At 47.1% G+C, this 16,134-nt stretch carries 12 protein-coding genes; all 12 read left to right on the top strand.

The genetic code is table 11. The features are described 5' to 3' along the window. Window positions 1-242 precede the first annotated feature (242 nt). The 12 genes from CVD19_RS07055 to CVD19_RS07000 all read left to right on the top strand — a co-directional run bounded on the left by CVD19_RS07055 (window position 243) and on the right by CVD19_RS07000 (window position 16,134). On the top strand, window positions 243-1,022 hold the full coding sequence (locus tag CVD19_RS07055) for an isoprenyl transferase (RefSeq protein ID WP_101581152.1): 780 nt from the start codon (window positions 243-245) through the stop codon (window positions 1,020-1,022). Window positions 1,023-1,063: 41 nt separating this feature from the next. Further along, a complete protein-coding gene (locus CVD19_RS07050; protein WP_101581151.1) occupies window positions 1,064-1,855 on the top strand; it encodes a phosphatidate cytidylyltransferase in 792 nt (263 codons plus the stop codon). Between the two features lie 76 nt (window positions 1,856-1,931). Next, a complete protein-coding gene (gene dxr, locus CVD19_RS07045; protein ID WP_101581150.1) occupies window positions 1,932-3,074 on the top strand; it encodes a 1-deoxy-D-xylulose-5-phosphate reductoisomerase in 1,143 nt (380 codons plus the stop codon). A 17-nt stretch (window positions 3,075-3,091) separates the two neighbouring features. Then, a complete protein-coding gene (gene rseP / locus CVD19_RS07040; protein ID WP_101581149.1) occupies window positions 3,092-4,354 on the top strand; it encodes an RIP metalloprotease RseP in 1,263 nt (420 codons plus the stop codon). 198 nt (window positions 4,355-4,552) lie between these two features. Beyond that, window positions 4,553-6,256, top strand: coding sequence for a proline--tRNA ligase (locus CVD19_RS07035; RefSeq protein WP_101581627.1), 1,704 nt, complete (start codon window positions 4,553-4,555; stop codon window positions 6,254-6,256). A gap of 216 nt (window positions 6,257-6,472) precedes the next feature. After that, entirely contained in the window at window positions 6,473-10,798 is a 4,326-nt protein-coding gene (locus CVD19_RS07030; protein WP_101581148.1) for a PolC-type DNA polymerase III, read from the top strand. A 214-nt stretch (window positions 10,799-11,012) separates the two neighbouring features. Then, window positions 11,013-11,486, top strand: a complete 474-nt coding sequence (gene rimP, locus CVD19_RS07025) for a ribosome maturation factor RimP (RefSeq protein ID WP_180953548.1) — start codon at window positions 11,013-11,015, stop codon at window positions 11,484-11,486. A gap of 66 nt (window positions 11,487-11,552) precedes the next feature. Continuing rightward, window positions 11,553-12,659, top strand: a complete 1,107-nt coding sequence (gene nusA, locus CVD19_RS07020; RefSeq protein ID WP_101581146.1) for a transcription termination factor NusA — start codon at window positions 11,553-11,555, stop codon at window positions 12,657-12,659. Window positions 12,660-12,676: 17 nt separating this feature from the next. Beyond that, window positions 12,677-12,961, top strand: a complete 285-nt coding sequence (gene rnpM, locus CVD19_RS07015) for an RNase P modulator RnpM (RefSeq protein WP_101581626.1) — start codon at window positions 12,677-12,679, stop codon at window positions 12,959-12,961. Further along, window positions 12,958-13,257, top strand: coding sequence for a YlxQ family RNA-binding protein (locus tag CVD19_RS07010; protein ID WP_101581145.1), 300 nt, complete (start codon window positions 12,958-12,960; stop codon window positions 13,255-13,257). Before rnpM ends, CVD19_RS07010 begins: the two co-directional genes overlap by 4 nt. A gap of 19 nt (window positions 13,258-13,276) precedes the next feature. After that, window positions 13,277-15,853 carry a translation initiation factor IF-2 gene (infB, locus tag CVD19_RS07005; protein ID WP_101581144.1) on the top strand — a complete coding sequence of 859 codons (2,577 nt, stop codon included), beginning with the start codon at window positions 13,277-13,279 and terminating at the stop codon, window positions 15,851-15,853. Continuing rightward, window positions 15,853-16,134: a DUF503 domain-containing protein gene (locus CVD19_RS07000; RefSeq protein WP_101581143.1), complete on the top strand. Its 282-nt coding sequence runs from the start codon at window positions 15,853-15,855 to the stop codon at window positions 16,132-16,134. The genes infB and CVD19_RS07000 overlap by 1 nt, the downstream gene beginning before the upstream one ends.

The raw sequence follows: 16,134 nt of genomic DNA, 5'->3' as shown, positions 1-16,134 counted from the left end.
TTTTCAACGGTGGCGAAATGCTGATTACATATTCCAATTGTGTGTGATAAAAACTATTTGATCTATCCTGCTGCCTTATTCTGTTTCACTTTTTCTGTACATACTCTTTTATAGAGATATCTTTTTCCTTTTTTGGTATGATAAGAGCATGTGGAAATAGGGGACTGCATTAACCTGCCTGAATCATGCCGGATTTAGTTTCATCGGAGGGTCAGATTATCCTATTTTGGAGGACTGTCTTTATGTTAAATAAATTAAATATCTGGAAGAACCAGAACAATAACTCTTCCGATCTCCGGGATCGAATTGCACTAATAAAACAGCATGATGTCCCAGCCCATGTGGCCATCATAATGGATGGGAATGGCAGGTGGGCAAAAAAGCGGGCGATGCCCCGAGTTGCGGGCCATCATGAAGGGATGAAAGTGGTCCGCAAAATCACCAGGCTCGCAAATGAGCTGGGTGTTAACGCGCTTACTGTCTATGCGTTTTCCACTGAGAATTGGAAACGGCCAAAGATGGAAGTTGACTTCCTGATGAAACTGCCTGAGGAATTCCTCGGGACGTTTTTACCGGAACTGATAGAGGAGAACGTCCAGGTAAAAATGATGGGATATAAGGATAATCTTCCTGCCCATACCATCCGTGCAGTTGAAAAAGCAATCAATGATACAAGCTCCAATACAGGGCTAATCTTAAATTTCGCACTGAATTACGGCAGCAGAGGGGAAATACTGGAGGCTGTCAGGCAAGTCGCGAGAGATTACAAAAGTGGTATAATGGATGAAAAAGACATCAATGAAGGCCTTTTTTCTTCGTATTTGATGACTTCAGAATTAAAAGATCCAGATCTATTGATCAGAACAAGCGGTGAAATCCGATTGAGCAACTTCATGCTTTGGCAGCTCGCATACACTGAGTTCTGGTTTACGGATGTTTTGTGGCCTGATTTCAGCGAGGGCCATTTTGTGGAAGCGATCGAAGCTTATCAAGGACGGCAGAGGCGCTTTGGGGGAGTATAAACTTCACCCTTCCCAACGTATTTTAAAGGTGTGAAAATTAGATGAAGCAAAGAATCATAACAGCAGTCATAGCAGCAGCCGTTTTCCTTCCGATCGTCATTTTCGGGGGAATTCCTTTTACACTGATGGTGTATCTATTGGCATCTGTTGGATTGTACGAAGCGCTAAAGATGAGGAATTTAAAGCTGTTATCAGTACCCGGTTTGATCTCCCTTATTCTTTTATGGATCTTCCTCCTGCCAAAGGAGTACCAGGGTATCCTCGACACGATGAATTACACCAAAATCGAGCTTGCGATGCTTGCGGTCCTGTTGTTTTTGACTTATACAGTGATAACCAAAAACCGCTTCACTTTTGAGGACGTCGCGTTTTCTACGCTCGCGACACTCTATGTCGGCATCGGCTTTTATTATTTTCTCGAGACAAGAGGAGCCGAGGCCGGGCTGACGTATGTATTTTATTCACTGTTCATCATTTGGGCAACTGATTCAGGAGCTTATTTCATCGGGCGGGCCATCGGAAAGAATAAACTTTGGCCGGAAATCAGCCCTAACAAGACGGTAGAAGGCTTTTTTGGCGGGGTTTTCTGCGCATTGATTGTCGCGGCAGTTTTCCTGTTCACGGGTATCGATGCTTCTCCCGTGCTGTTGTTGATCGCGACAGTTTTCTTGTCCATTTTTGGCCAGATTGGCGATCTGGTAGAGTCGGCAATGAAACGCCATTACAATGTTAAAGATTCCGGAAATATCCTGCCCGGACATGGAGGAATTCTGGACAGGTTTGACAGCCTGCTGTTTGTCTGGCCTTTATTGCATTTTTTTCATTTACTGTAAAGGCTTATACCAGTGAAGATGCAGGTGAAATCCATCAACAGGTTTTGCCTTTGCCATATATTTAGGAGTGAACGATGTGAAAAGAATCAGCCTGTTGGGGGCATCCGGGTCAATCGGGATGCAGACACTTGATATTATCAGGGAGCATCCGGAAAAATTTCAGCTTTCGGCCATGTCTGTCGGACGGAATATCGATTTGGCCCGGAAAATTATCATGGAATTCAGCCCGGAGTTTGTCTCTGTACAGAATAAATTGGATAGCGAGGCTTTAAAAGCGGAATTCCCTGGCCAGGCTATAAGTTATGGAAGCGCTGGCCTGGAGGAAGCCGCTGTGTACCATAAATCAGATATACTTGTGAATGCAGTGCTTGGAAGTGTCGGCCTAAAACCGACCCTGGAAGCGATCAAGTCCGGCAAGACAATTGCGATTGCCAATAAAGAAACCCTAGTGACCGCGGGGCATATTGTGATGGAAGCTGCCGAAAAACATGGCGTGCCGATCCTTCCTGTTGACAGTGAACATTCGGCTATTTTTCAATCATTGCAGGGCGAAAATCCGAAAAATATTGAAAGGCTGATCATTACTGCATCCGGCGGCAGTTTCCGGGATTTGACAAGGGAGCAGCTTAAAAATGTTTCTGTGGCAGATGCCCTGAATCATCCCAATTGGTCAATGGGTGCAAAAATCACCATCGATTCGGCAACAATGATGAATAAAGGCCTGGAAGTAATCGAAGCACACTGGCTGTTTTCTTTGCCATATGAAAGGATTTCCGTTTTGCTCCATAAAGAAAGCATCATTCATTCCATGGTCGAATTCCATGATACGAGCATCATGGCGCAACTAGGCACACCTGATATGAGAGTGCCAATCCAGTATGCACTGACCTACCCTGACCGAGCCCCGTTAAGTTCCAGCAAAAGGCTTAATCTTGCTGAAATCGGGACACTTAATTTTAAGAAAATGGATTTCACCCGCTTCAGGTGCCTTCAATTTGCCTATGATGCAGGCAAAACAGGCGGGACAATGCCTGCCGTGCTGAACGCTGCAAATGAAATTGCGGTTGCCGCCTTTTTGGATGGCAAAATCTCTTTTCTTCAAATTGAGGACATGATTGAAAAAGCGCTGAATGGCCATAATACAATTGCCAACCCCAGCCTTGAGACGATACAAGAGGTGGATGAAGAAACAAGGAAGTTCGTAAGCACACTTATATAAAAAAGGTGGTTATGTATTTGAGTACTGTAATAGCCTTTATTGTCATCTTTGGCGCCCTCGTGTTCTTTCATGAACTCGGCCATTTCATATTCGCGAAACGGGCCGGGATTCTATGCAGGGAATTCGCGATAGGCTTTGGACCAAAAGTATTTTCACATAAAAAAGGCGAAACAACCTATACGATCCGCCTGCTCCCGATAGGCGGGTTTGTCCGGATGGCCGGGGAAGACCCGGAAATGATCGAGATCAAGCCTGGCTACAGGATTGGATTATTATTCGACGGCCAGGAAAAAGTGAATAAAATCATCATCAACAATAAAGAAAAGTATCCTAAAGCCCGTGTGATTGAAGTGGAGCATGCCGATATTGAGCATGCCCTCGTCATTAAAGGATTCGAGGAAGGCGATGACGACGAGTCGTTAAAAACATTCGCAGTCAGCCCGACTGCTGTCCTAGTCCAGGATGGAACAGAAACCCAGGTGGCGCCTTATGACAGGCAGTTTGCTTCTAAAACACTTGGCCAGCGGACAATGGCAATTTTTGCAGGGCCGATGATGAATTTCATCCTGGCACTTGTTGTGTTCATCCTGCTCGCATTGTTCCAGGGCATTCCATCAAATGAACCAGTACTTGGGAAGCTTACTCCGGAAGGCTCAGCGCTTGAGGCAGGCCTTAAAGAAGGGGATGCCGTGCAAAGCATTGACGGGGCGGAAATTTCCAGCTGGTCGGATGTAGTCGAAATCATCAGGAAAAGCCCTGGAGAAGAACTCGGGTTTTCTGTAGAGCGTGGCGGCAAGTCTCTTGATATACCGGTAACGCCGGAGACCAGGGAAATAGAAGGCGAAAAAATCGGGATTATCGGAGTGTACAGCCCTGTCGAGAAATCGCCTCTCAAAGCGATTACGTACGGCTTTAAGGAAACATATTTTTGGACGGCAGAAATCTTTACGATGCTCGGCAAGCTGGTCACTGGCCAGTTTTCGATCGACATGCTTTCGGGTCCTGTCGGCATTTATGTATCCACTGATACCGTGGCAAAATCAGGTGTGTATTACTTGATGAAGTGGGCGGCGATTTTAAGCATCAACCTCGGAATCATGAATTTGCTGCCGATTCCGGCACTCGACGGCGGGCGCCTGATGTTCTTCGCAGTAGAAGCGCTCAGGGGCAAACCAATCGACCGGCATAAAGAGGGCATGGTCCATTTTATCGGTTTCGCGCTGCTCATGCTGCTCATGCTCGTAGTGACCTGGAACGACATCCAGCGGTTCTTTTTATAAAGAAAAACTCGGCGGTTGGAGAGCCTCAAGGCGAAAGGGACAGCCGTAGTTAAATCGAAATAACCTGCTCCTTCAGTTAGCCTGGAGGGGCTGATTTTTATGTTGATAAAGGATTTTTGATAGATGTTCCGCGTTTGGCGCCTCGAACAGGCTGAGGTGCTGAACGCCAGACGTTTTCAAATAAATGAGGTGCTGACTATGAAACAAAGTATGACGCTTATTCCTACTCTCCGCGAGGTTCCTGCTGATGCGGACATCAAGAGCCATCAGCTTCTGTTAAGGGCCGGTTTTATCCGCCAGACAGCGAGCGGCGTTTATTCCTATATGCCGCTGGGCCGGAAGGTTTTACAAAAAGTTGAAGCAATCGTCAGGGAAGAAATGAATAATGCCGGGGCAGTGGAATTATTCATGCCAGCCCTGCAACAGGCCGAGCTGTGGCAGGAATCGGGCAGATGGTATACATACGGGCCGGAATTGATGCGGTTAAAAGACCGGCATGACAGGGATTTTGCCCTGGGTGCCACACATGAAGAGGTCATCACCAGCCTTGTGCGCGACGAAGTAAAATCGTACAAGCGCCTTCCGCTTACCCTTTATCAAATCCAGACAAAATTCCGTGATGAAAAGCGCCCGCGATTTGGGCTTTTGCGCGGCCGGGAATTCATCATGAAGGATGCCTACTCATTCCATGCTTCGAAGGAAAGCCTGGATGAAGTATATGAGAAGCTTTTCCAGGCTTATTCAAATATCTTCCGGCGCTGCGGCTTGAACTTCCGGGCGGTCATTGCCGATTCCGGTGCAATGGGAGGAAAGGATACCCATGAGTTCATGGTGCTTTCAGATGTCGGTGAAGACACCATTGCCTATTCAGACACATCGGATTATGCTGCCAATATTGAAATGGCCCCAGTCATTGCGAAATATGAAAAAAGCAGTGAGGTGCAAAAGCCTGCTGAACGAGTGAAAACAGAAAACAAAAAAACGATTGAAGAGGTTTCTGCCTATTTAGGCGTCGAGCCGAAAGACTGCATTAAATCATTGCTGTTCAATATTGATGGACGCCATGTGCTTGTCCTCGTCCGCGGTGACCATGAAGTGAATGATATAAAACTGAAAAACCTGTTTGCAGCTTCTTCGGTTGAACTGGCCGACGCAGCGGAAACAAAGGCCGTGCTCGGCTGTGCTGTCGGATCCTTGGGCCCTGTCGGTGCGGCAGATGTGGAGGTCGTTGCTGACCATGCTGTTGAAGCAATTGTGAATGGTGTTTGCGGGGCAAATGAAGAAAATTATCATTTGATTAATGTAAATCCCGGTCGTGACTTTGAAGTCAGCCGCTATGCCGACGTTCGTTTCATACAGGAAGGGGACCCTTCTCCAGACGGCAACGGGACCATCGTGTTTGCGAAAGGGATTGAGGTTGGCCACGTCTTCAAGCTCGGTACCCGCTATAGTGAAGCAATGAATGCCACATTCCTGGACGAAAACGGCAAGGCACAGCCGATGATCATGGGGTGCTATGGAATCGGGGTGTCACGTACACTGGCCGCGGTGGCTGAACAATTTAATGACGACAACGGTTTGGTCTGGCCTGCCAACATCGCCCCGTTCCAGGTGCATGTGATCGGGGTCAACATGAAGGACGGAGCACAGGCAGGGCTGGCTGAAGAATTATATCAATCTTTGCATGGGGCCGGGCTTGAAGTCCTGTTTGACGACCGCCAGGAAAGGGCGGGCGTTAAATTTGCCGACTCAGACCTGATCGGCCTGCCAATCCGGATTACGGTTGGAAAGAAGGCTCCGGAAGGAATTGTCGAAGTAAAGGTGCGAAAAACCGGCGAAATGCTGGAAGTCCATAAAGATGAAATCGCTGAAACAATTGAAAACTTATTGAACAGGTTATAAAGTGGGGCGGATTCCTTTGGGGATCCGTTTTTTTGATGGAGAGAATCTTTTTATGATAAGAAAATTGTTTGGCTGGATAATTATTTCACCGGTTTTTCCGCCATGAAAGAAGCAAACACGTTATCCTTTTATGTTATAATAGCTTTTGCTACATAACGCCTACTAATACATATGGCCATGATTTAATAGATTAAGCTTTTTGAAGGAGAGAAAATGATGAACGATCTTTCCTCAGGGAAAAAAGAGAGATTCCAGCTCTTGCTCCAGCAGCTTCAATTAACAGAAGATGCGTTTGTGATCCATTTCAACAATGCACAGATAGACAGGGTTTTAATAGAGAAGAAGGCGAAGAAATGGCACTTCTTTTTTCAGTTTGAAAGAATTATCCCCTGCAATGTGTTAAACATGTTCACAACCCAGCTTGAGCGGACTTTCTCCCATATTGCCAGTGTTGCCTATACAATCCAGGTTGCAGACCAGGCTTTTACAGAAGAGCTTGTGCTTGGTTACTGGAAAAACTGCATCCAGGAAATCGACGGGATCGCCCCGCCCCTCCTCAAGCTTTTAAATGAGCAAACCCCTCAGGTACAGGGGAACAAGCTTCTCCTAAAAGTGGCCAATGACACAGAAGGGCTGCAAATTAAAAGGAAGTATGGTCCTTATATCGCCGGAATCTACCAAAGTTTCGGGTTTCCGCTCCTTGTGATCGATACAGAGGTCAGCACGGAAGGGTCAAACGAGCAGTACCAGGAGTTTATCAAGGCGAAAGAGAAGGAAGACCAGGAACGCGCGCTGCTGGCGATGGTGGAAATGCAGAAGAGAGAGGCCGAAAAAGACCATCCGGACGGCGGCCAGCATGAAGGCCCACTGGTCATTGGTTTGACAATCAAGGATGACGCAGATTTCCGCAAGCTGGAGGAAATTACGGATGAAGAGCGCCGTGTTGCGGTGGAAGGCTTTGTTTTCCATGCGGAAACGAAGGAACTGCGGAGCGGACGTACTCTATTAACCTTTAAGGTCACCGATTACACAAGCTCGATCATGGTGAAAATGTTCTCCCGGGACAAAGAAGATGCAAGCCAGTTCCAGCGTGTCAAGAAAGGCATGTGGGTGAAGGTACGGGGCAGCATCCAAAATGATACATTTGTCCGAGACCTTGTCATGATCGGGAACGATATCAATGAATTAAAACCGAAACAAAGGATGGATACTGCGCCTGATGGAGAGAAGCGGGTAGAACTGCATCTGCATACTCCGATGAGCCAGATGGATGCAGTTACATCCGTCAGTGAACTCGTCGCCCAGGCGAAAAAATGGGGACATCGGGCGATCGCCATAACGGACCATGCCGTTGCACAATCATTTCCTGAAGCGTTCAGTGCCGGAAAGAAGAATGATATAAAAATCATATACGGTATCGAAGCGAACCTGGTCGACGACGGGGTGCCGATTGCCTACAACGAAGCACACCGCCTGCTCGCCGATGATACCTATGTTGTATTTGACGTGGAGACAACTGGGCTGTCCGCAGTCTATGACACGATCATTGAGCTTGCGGCCGTAAAGATGCGGGGCGGTGAAATTATCGACCGCTTTGAATCCTTTGCCAATCCGCATCATCGGTTATCAGCGACCACCATTAATTTGACCGGGATTACTGATGATATGGTCGAGAATGCACCAGAGGTGGCAGAGGTTCTGCAAAAGTTCCACAAGTGGACTGGCGACGATGTCCTCGTTGCGCATAATGCTTCCTTTGATATGGGCTTTTTAAATGTAGGGTATAAACAAATTGGCTTTGGCAAGGCGAAAAACCCTGTTATCGATACATTGGAGCTTGGCCGCTTCCTGTATCCCGATATGAAAAATCACCGCCTGAACACGCTCGCCAAAAAATTCGACATTGAGCTTACCCAGCACCACCGCGCCATTTATGACGCTGAAGCAACTGGATATCTTTTGGCGAAGATGCTCAAGGATGCAGGTGAAAAAGGGATCGAATACCATGACCAGCTCAATGATAACATGGGCCAGGGGAAAGCATACCAGCGGGCAAGGCCTTACCATTGCACACTGCTTGCCCAGAATGAAACCGGCTTGAAGAACCTTTTCAAGCTAGTATCCATTTCTCATATCGATTATTTTTACAGAGTCCCGAGAATCCCGCGTTCGGTGCTGCAAAAGCACAGGGAAGGGCTTCTCGTCGGTTCTGGCTGCGACAAAGGTGAAGTATTCGAAGGGATGATGCAAAAAGCTCCTGAAGAGGTCGAGGAGACGGCCAGATTCTATGACTATCTTGAAGTGCATCCGAAACAGGTATATACCCATTTGCTCGAACTGGAGCTCGTGCGGGATGAAAAAGCGCTCGAAGAAATCATCAGCAACATTGTCCAGCTTGGTGAAAAGTTAAACCTGCCGGTAGTCGCGACAGGCAATGTCCATTACTTGAACGAAAACGATAAAATCTACCGGAAAATTCTTGTCAGCTCCCAGGGAGGTGCCAATCCGCTTAACAGGCACAAGCTCCCGGATGTGCATTTCCGGACCACTAACGAAATGCTCGATGCGTTTGCTTTTTTAGGCAAAGAAAAGGCGAAAGAAATTGTCGTCACCAATTCCAATAAAATGGCCGATATCATTGAAACAGTCAAGCCGATAAAGGATGATCTTTACACGCCTAAAATTGAAGGCGCGGATGAGGAAATGCGGACGATGAGCTATGAGATGGCAAGGAAGATTTATGGAGACCCGCTGCCGGAAATCGTCGAAGCGCGGCTTGAAAAGGAACTGAAAAGCATCATCGGGCACGGATTCGCCGTTATCTATCTGATATCCCACAAGCTCGTGAAAAAATCTCTCGATGACGGCTATCTGGTAGGTTCTCGTGGATCGGTCGGCTCATCGTTGGTTGCCACAATGACCGAGATTACAGAGGTCAATCCCCTGCCGCCCCATTATGTTTGCCCAAAATGCAAGCATTCTGAATTCTTTAATGACGGATCGGTCGGGTCCGGATTCGACTTGCCGGACAAGGATTGCCCAGGCTGTGGAGCTAAGTATAAAAAAGATGGCCATGATATACCGTTTGAAACATTCCTTGGCTTTAAAGGGGACAAGGTTCCCGATATCGACTTGAACTTTTCAGGTGAGTACCAGCCGCGCGCCCACAACTATACGAAAGTATTGTTCGGTGAAGACAATGTCTACAGGGCAGGTACGATCGGCACGGTCGCCGACAAGACGGCGTATGGATATGTGAAAGCCTACCAGCAGGACAACAACCTGCAATTGCGTGGAGCTGAAATTGACCGGCTTGCCGCGGGATGTGTCGGCGTAAAAAGGACGACTGGTCAGCATCCTGGTGGTATTATCGTTGTACCGGATTATATGGATATTTATGACTTCTCGCCGATCCAGTTCCCTGCTGACAGCAATACGTCCGAATGGAAGACGACCCATTTTGATTTCCATTCGATCCATGACAATTTGCTGAAGCTTGATATCCTGGGACACGACGATCCTACCGTCATCCGGATGCTCCAGGACCTGAGCGGGATTGACCCTAAGACCATCCCGACAGACGACCCGGAGGTCATGAAAATTTTCAGCGGTACCGAATCGCTCGGTGTCACTGAAGAACAGATTATGTGTAAAACTGGGACACTTGGCATACCCGAGTTCGGGACGCGGTTCGTCCGCCAGATGCTTGAGGACACGAAACCAACAACTTTTTCGGAGCTTGTCCAGATTTCGGGACTGTCACACGGGACGGATGTATGGCTCGGCAACGCCCAGGAATTGATCTACAACAAGACATGCACATTGAGTGAAGTGATTGGCTGCCGGGACGACATCATGGTGTACTTGATCTATCAGGGGCTTGAACCATCTTTTGCATTCAAAATCATGGAGTCGGTCCGTAAAGGAAAAGGGCTCACAGATGAAATGGAAGAGGAAATGAGGAAGAACAATGTACCGGAATGGTATATCGACTCCTGCAAGAAAATCAAATACATGTTCCCTAAAGCCCACGCGGCAGCATATGTTTTGATGGCAGTAAGGATTGCCTATTTCAAAGTGCACCATCCGCTTTTATATTATGCAGCCTATTTTACAGTCAGGGCGGAAGACTTTGACGTTGAAGCGATGGTAAGGGGTTCACAAAGCATCCGGACGGTCATTGATGAGATCAATGCAAAGGGCCTTGATGCATCTCCGAAGGAAAAGAACCTTTTGACCGTTTTGGAGCTTGCCCTGGAGATGTGCGAGCGAGGCTTCTCCTTTAAAAAAGTGGATTTATACCGTTCAAGTGCGACTGAATTCATTATTGACGGAAACTCATTGATCCCGCCGTTCAACTCGATTCCTGGCCTTGGGACCAATGCCGCCATCAATATCGTTAAAGCGCGCGAGGATGGTGAATTCCTTTCAAAAGAAGATCTTCAGCAACGGGGCAAGGTTTCGAAAACGATCATGGAATATCTCGAAAACCATGGCTGCCTCGAAGAAATGCCGGACCAAAACCAGCTGTCACTTTTTTAGGATTGTTGTCTTTAATGTCCAGCCTTGCTTTTCGCTATTTGCATTAAATACATGGTTATGTTATATTTTTATTGGAAATACTAAGGATAACTTGGCAGAGGAGAGTGGGGAAACCCACTCTTTCGTGTTGTGTAGGCCACTTTTTTACCAGAATATGATGCATGCCGGAACATGAAAACAATCCAAGGAATAACACCGCAGCCGAAGGAGGGATATGATGAGCAAAGTGACAGAGGTTGTCGAGGAGCTTGTAACCCCGATTTTAACTGAAAATGGGCTTGAACTAGTCGAAGTGGAGTACGTGAAAGAGGGGAAGAGCTGGTTCCTCCGTATATATATTGATAAAGACAATGGTGTTGATATCGAAGAATGCGGGATGGTAAGCGAGAAGCTCAGCGAAAAGCTTGATGAGCTTGACCCGATTCCCCATAACTACTTCCTGGAAGTGTCATCACCGGGTGCTGAGAGGCCTTTGAAGAAAGATAAAGACTTTCAAAAGGCGGTCGGCAAAAATGTCTATATCAAAACATATGAACCTATTGATGGGGAAAAGGCCTTTGAAGGAACGCTGACCGCTTTTGACGGTGACACTGTAACAGTCGAAGTGACAATCAAGACCCGCAAAAAGACAATTGAGATTCCATTCGAAAAAATTGCCAGCGCGCGTCTTGCCGTTGCTTTTTCGTAGCCTGCCAACCGGGAGACAGCCTTAAAAAAATATATTTTTCTACTTAAAAAGGGGGATACAAATCTCATGAGCAGCGAATTGTTGGATGCTCTGACATTGCTTGAAAAAGAAAAGGGCATTTCCAGGGATATTTTGATTGAGGCCATAGAAGCCGCCCTTATTTCTGCTTATCGAAGAAATTTTAACCAGGCTCAAAACGTCAGGATCGACCTTAATCTTGGATCAGGTTCAATGCGTGTGTTTGCAAGGAAAGAGGTTGTCGAGGAGGTTTTTGACCCGAGACTTGAAATTGATCTTGATGAAGCAAAAAAATTGAATCCTAATTATCAGGTGGAAGACGTTGTCGAGCTTGAGGTTACCCCCAAGGATTTCGGCCGGATCGCCGCGCAGACAGCAAAGCAGGTAGTGACCCAGCGTGTCCGCGAAGCTGAGCGGGGAATTATTTATTCCGAATTTATTGACCGTGAAGAGGATATCATGACAGGCATTGTCCAGCGCCAGGATTCTAAATTCATTTATGTCAGCCTCGGCAAAATTGAGGCGATCCTCCCGGCAAACGAGCAAATGCCAAATGAACAATATAAGCCGCATGACCGCATTAAAGTGTTTATCACAAAAGTGGAAAAAACAACAAAGGGACCGCAAATATTCGTGTCGAGGACTCACCCTGGTTTGCTGAAGCGGTTGTTTGAAATAGAAGTCCCTGAAATTTATGACGGAACAGTTGAAATCAAATCCGTTGCCCGTGAAGCAGGCGACCGTTCAAAAATTTCTGTCCACTCAGATAACCCTGAAGTCGATCCGGTTGGTTCTTGTGTAGGCCCCAAGGGCACAAGGGTACAAGCGATTGTCAATGAATTGAAGGGTGAAAAAATTGACATCGTCAAATGGTCTGACGATCCAGTCGTGTTCGTCGCGAATGCTTTAAGTCCATCCAAAGTTCTTGATGTCATCGTGAGTGAAGATGAAAAAGCAACGACAGTCATCGTCCCTGATTACCAACTGTCACTCGCGATCGGCAAACGAGGCCAGAATGCGCGGCTGGCGGCAAAGCTGACTGGCTGGAAGATCGACATTAAATCAGAGTCAGAGGCACGGGAATCCGGGATTTTCCCAAGGGAAGACGACTTCCTGCTAAATGATGAAGACTACTTTGACGAAGACATGGACTAGGTGAGAGGGGAATGAATGTGAACACAAGAAAAAAAGTTCCAATGCGAAAATGTGTCGCTACTGGTGAAATGAAGCCTAAAAAAGAACTCGTTCGCATCGTCCGCTCCAAAGAAGGGGAAGTTTCCATAGACCTTACCGGAAAAAAATCAGGCCGGGGCGCCTATCTTTCCAAGGACAAGGAAGCTGTGGAACTCGCAAAAAAGAAAAAAATCCTGTCTAACCATTTAGAAGTAACTATAGATGATGCATTATACGATGAGCTGTTGGAGCTTATCGAAAAGGAGAAACGACTATCCAGATGACCAATCAGTGGATGTCATTGCTTGGCTTAGCCAATCGAGCACGGAAAATTATTTCAGGTGAGGAGCTGGCCGTTAAAGAAATTCGGGGCGGCAGGGCAAAACTCATTTTGTTGTCCGCGGACGCGTCCGCCAACACGACAAAGAAAATAACAGATAAATGCAGTTCCTATCGGGTTCCATACAAAAAGGTCGATAACCGGTACCAACTAGGCCAGGCTATTGGGAAAGATGCCCGCGTAGTCGTCGCCATACTGGATGATGGATTTGCAAAAAAACTGATGACGTTGCTCGATTAATTCTAGCGGGGGTGAAAATATGAGTAAAACACGCGTTTACGAGTACGCAAAAAAGCTTAACATTTCAAGTAAAGATGTGATCGCCAAATTAAAAGATATGAACATCGAGGTTTCCAACCATATGACAGCAATGGAGGATGCCACCGTTCAGAAACTGAATGCGATTTATAATAAAAAAGAGGATAACACGAAACAGCCTGCACAGCCACAACAAAGACAAGTCCGGGACAATCAGCGGCCTGGACAAAACCAGCAGCGTCCTGCAGCGGACCAGAACAGATCCGGGCAAAACCAGCAGCGTCCTGCAGCCGACCAGAACAGAACCGGGCAAAACCAGCAGCGTCCTGCAGCCGACCAGAACAGATCCGGGCAAAACCAGCAGCGCCAGCCAAGAACCGGGCAAGGCCAGCCAAGATCCGGGCAAAACCAGCAAAGGCCAGGACAGGAACAGAACCGTAATGGCCAAAGCCAGCAGCGCTCTGGACAAAACCAGAACCGGACTGGCCAGAACCAGCAAAGAACAGGCCAAAATCAACAGAGATCAGGCCAGGGCCAGCAAAGGCCTGCAACTAGCCAGCAAAGACCTGCTGGTCAAACCGGACAAAAAACAGGCCAAGGTCAGCGAACTCAGAGCCAGGGGCAAAACAACCGGAGCAGTGCAGGAAGATCAGGAAATGAATCCGGCCAGAGCAACAACAATCGCGTCGGTTCCAATAACCGTAACAACAATAATAACCGCAATAATAACAATCGCAACAATAACAAATCAAAGCAGCAAAACAATCGCGGGAAGCAACAGCATCAGCCTCAGAATACACAGCCGCAGATTAAAAAAGAAAAAGAACTTCCGCAAAAAATTACCTTCGTTGAGTCTCTAACAGTTGGAGAGCTTGCCAAAAAGCTTTACCGGGAACCATCAGAGATAATTAAGAAGCTGTTTATGCTTGGAGTCATGGCAACGATCAACCAGGACCTAGATAAAGACGCCATCGAATTGATTTGTGCGGAATATGGCGTCGAGGCAGAAGAGGAAATCAGGATTGACACGTCCGACCTGGAAGTGTACTTCACACCTGATGAAGAAGGAACACTGGCAGAACGTCCGCCGGTCGTAACGATCATGGGACACGTTGACCATGGTAAAACAACTCTGCTTGATTCTATCCGGCACACGAAAGTGACTGCAGGGGAAGCCGGCGGAATTACACAGCATATCGGGGCTTACCAGGTAGTAGAAAACGAAAAGAAAATCACTTTCCTTGATACACCTGGACACGCAGCATTTACGACAATGCGTGCGCGTGGAGCAAAAATCACGGATATTACCATTCTGGTTGTTGCAGCAGATGACGGCGTCATGCCGCAGACAATCGAAGCAATCAACCATGCTAAAGCCGCTAATGTGCCAATCATTGTAGCAGTGAACAAAATGGATAAAGAGGCAGCAAATCCAGACCGCGTCATGCAGGAATTGACCGAACATGGCCTTGTTCCTGAAGCCTGGGGCGGGGATACCATCTTTGTTCCGATTTCAGCCCTTAAGGGTGAGGGAATCGACAATCTTCTTGAAATGATTTTGCTAGTGAGCGAAGTGGAGGAATACAAGGCAAACCCATCCCGCAACGCCGTCGGTACAGTGGTTGAGGCACAGCTGGATAAAGGGCGGGGCTCAGTTGCAACTTTACTGGTCCAAAACGGCACTCTTAAAGTAGGGGATCCAATTGTAGTCGGGACTACGTTTGGACGTGTCCGTGCAATGGTGAATGACATCGGGCGACGCGTCAAGGAAGCTGGCCCGTCAACTCCTGTTGAAATCACAGGCCTTAACGATGTTCCTCAGGCAGGTGACCGGTTCGTTGTGTTTGATGATGAAAAGACCGCCCGCCAGGTTGGGGAAATTAGGGCCACTCAAGCATTACAGGCCCAAAGAAGCGAAAAAACGAGGGTCAGCCTCGATAATTTGTTTGAACACATGAAACAAGGGGAAATGAAAGATTTAAATCTGATTGTTAAAGCCGATGTCCAGGGATCAGTAGAGGCAGTTGCAGCAGCACTGCAAAAACTGGATGTGGAGGGCGTAAATGTCAGGATTATCCACACCGGAGTCGGTGCAATCAACGAATCTGATATTACCCTTGCAGCAGCTTCGAATGCGATCGTCATCGGATTTAACGTACGTCCTGACAATAACGCGAAACGGGCTGCAGAATCCGAAAAAGTCGATATCCGCCTTCACCGTATCATCTATAAGGTGATCGAAGAAATCGAATCCGCCATGAAAGGGATGCTTGATCCGGTTTACGAAGAAAAAACAATCGGCCAGGCAGAAGTGCGCCAGACCTTTAAAGTGTCGAAAATCGGAACGATTGCCGGATCCTATGTGACTGATGGCAAAATCACCCGTGACAGCGGCATACGCCTCATACGTGACGGAATCGTCATCTTTGAAGGAACAATTGACGCCCTGAAACGTTTCAAAGACGATGCAAAAGAAGTTTCACAAGGCTATGAATGTGGAATTACCATTAAAAACTTCAACGACGTCAAGGAAGGCGACGTGATTGAAGCATACATCATGGAAGAAGTGGAACGTTAATGGTAATAGGCTTAGCCGCCTGTGAATGTATTATTTATGATGCACATTCTTTAAAAGAAAAACGCTCCGTTTTGCTGAGAATTTTGACCCGCTTAAAACAAAGGTACAATGTCTCGGCCGCGGAAGTGGATTACCAGGACACCTGGCAGCGCACGAAGATCGCGATTGCTGCTGTTTCTTCCAGCCAGGTTTCCGCGGAAAAAGAACTGCAAAGCGCTTTAAAGCTGATTGATTCTTTTCCGGAAATTGAACGAACGATCACCGAAATAGAATGGCTTTAA

Source organism: Bacillus sp. T33-2 (genome assembly GCF_002860205.1).
Lineage (GTDB): Bacteria > Bacillota > Bacilli > Bacillales > Cytobacillaceae > T33-2.
Note: the sequence above shows the minus strand (reverse complement) of the source record. Positions and strands in the feature narration are given on the sequence as shown.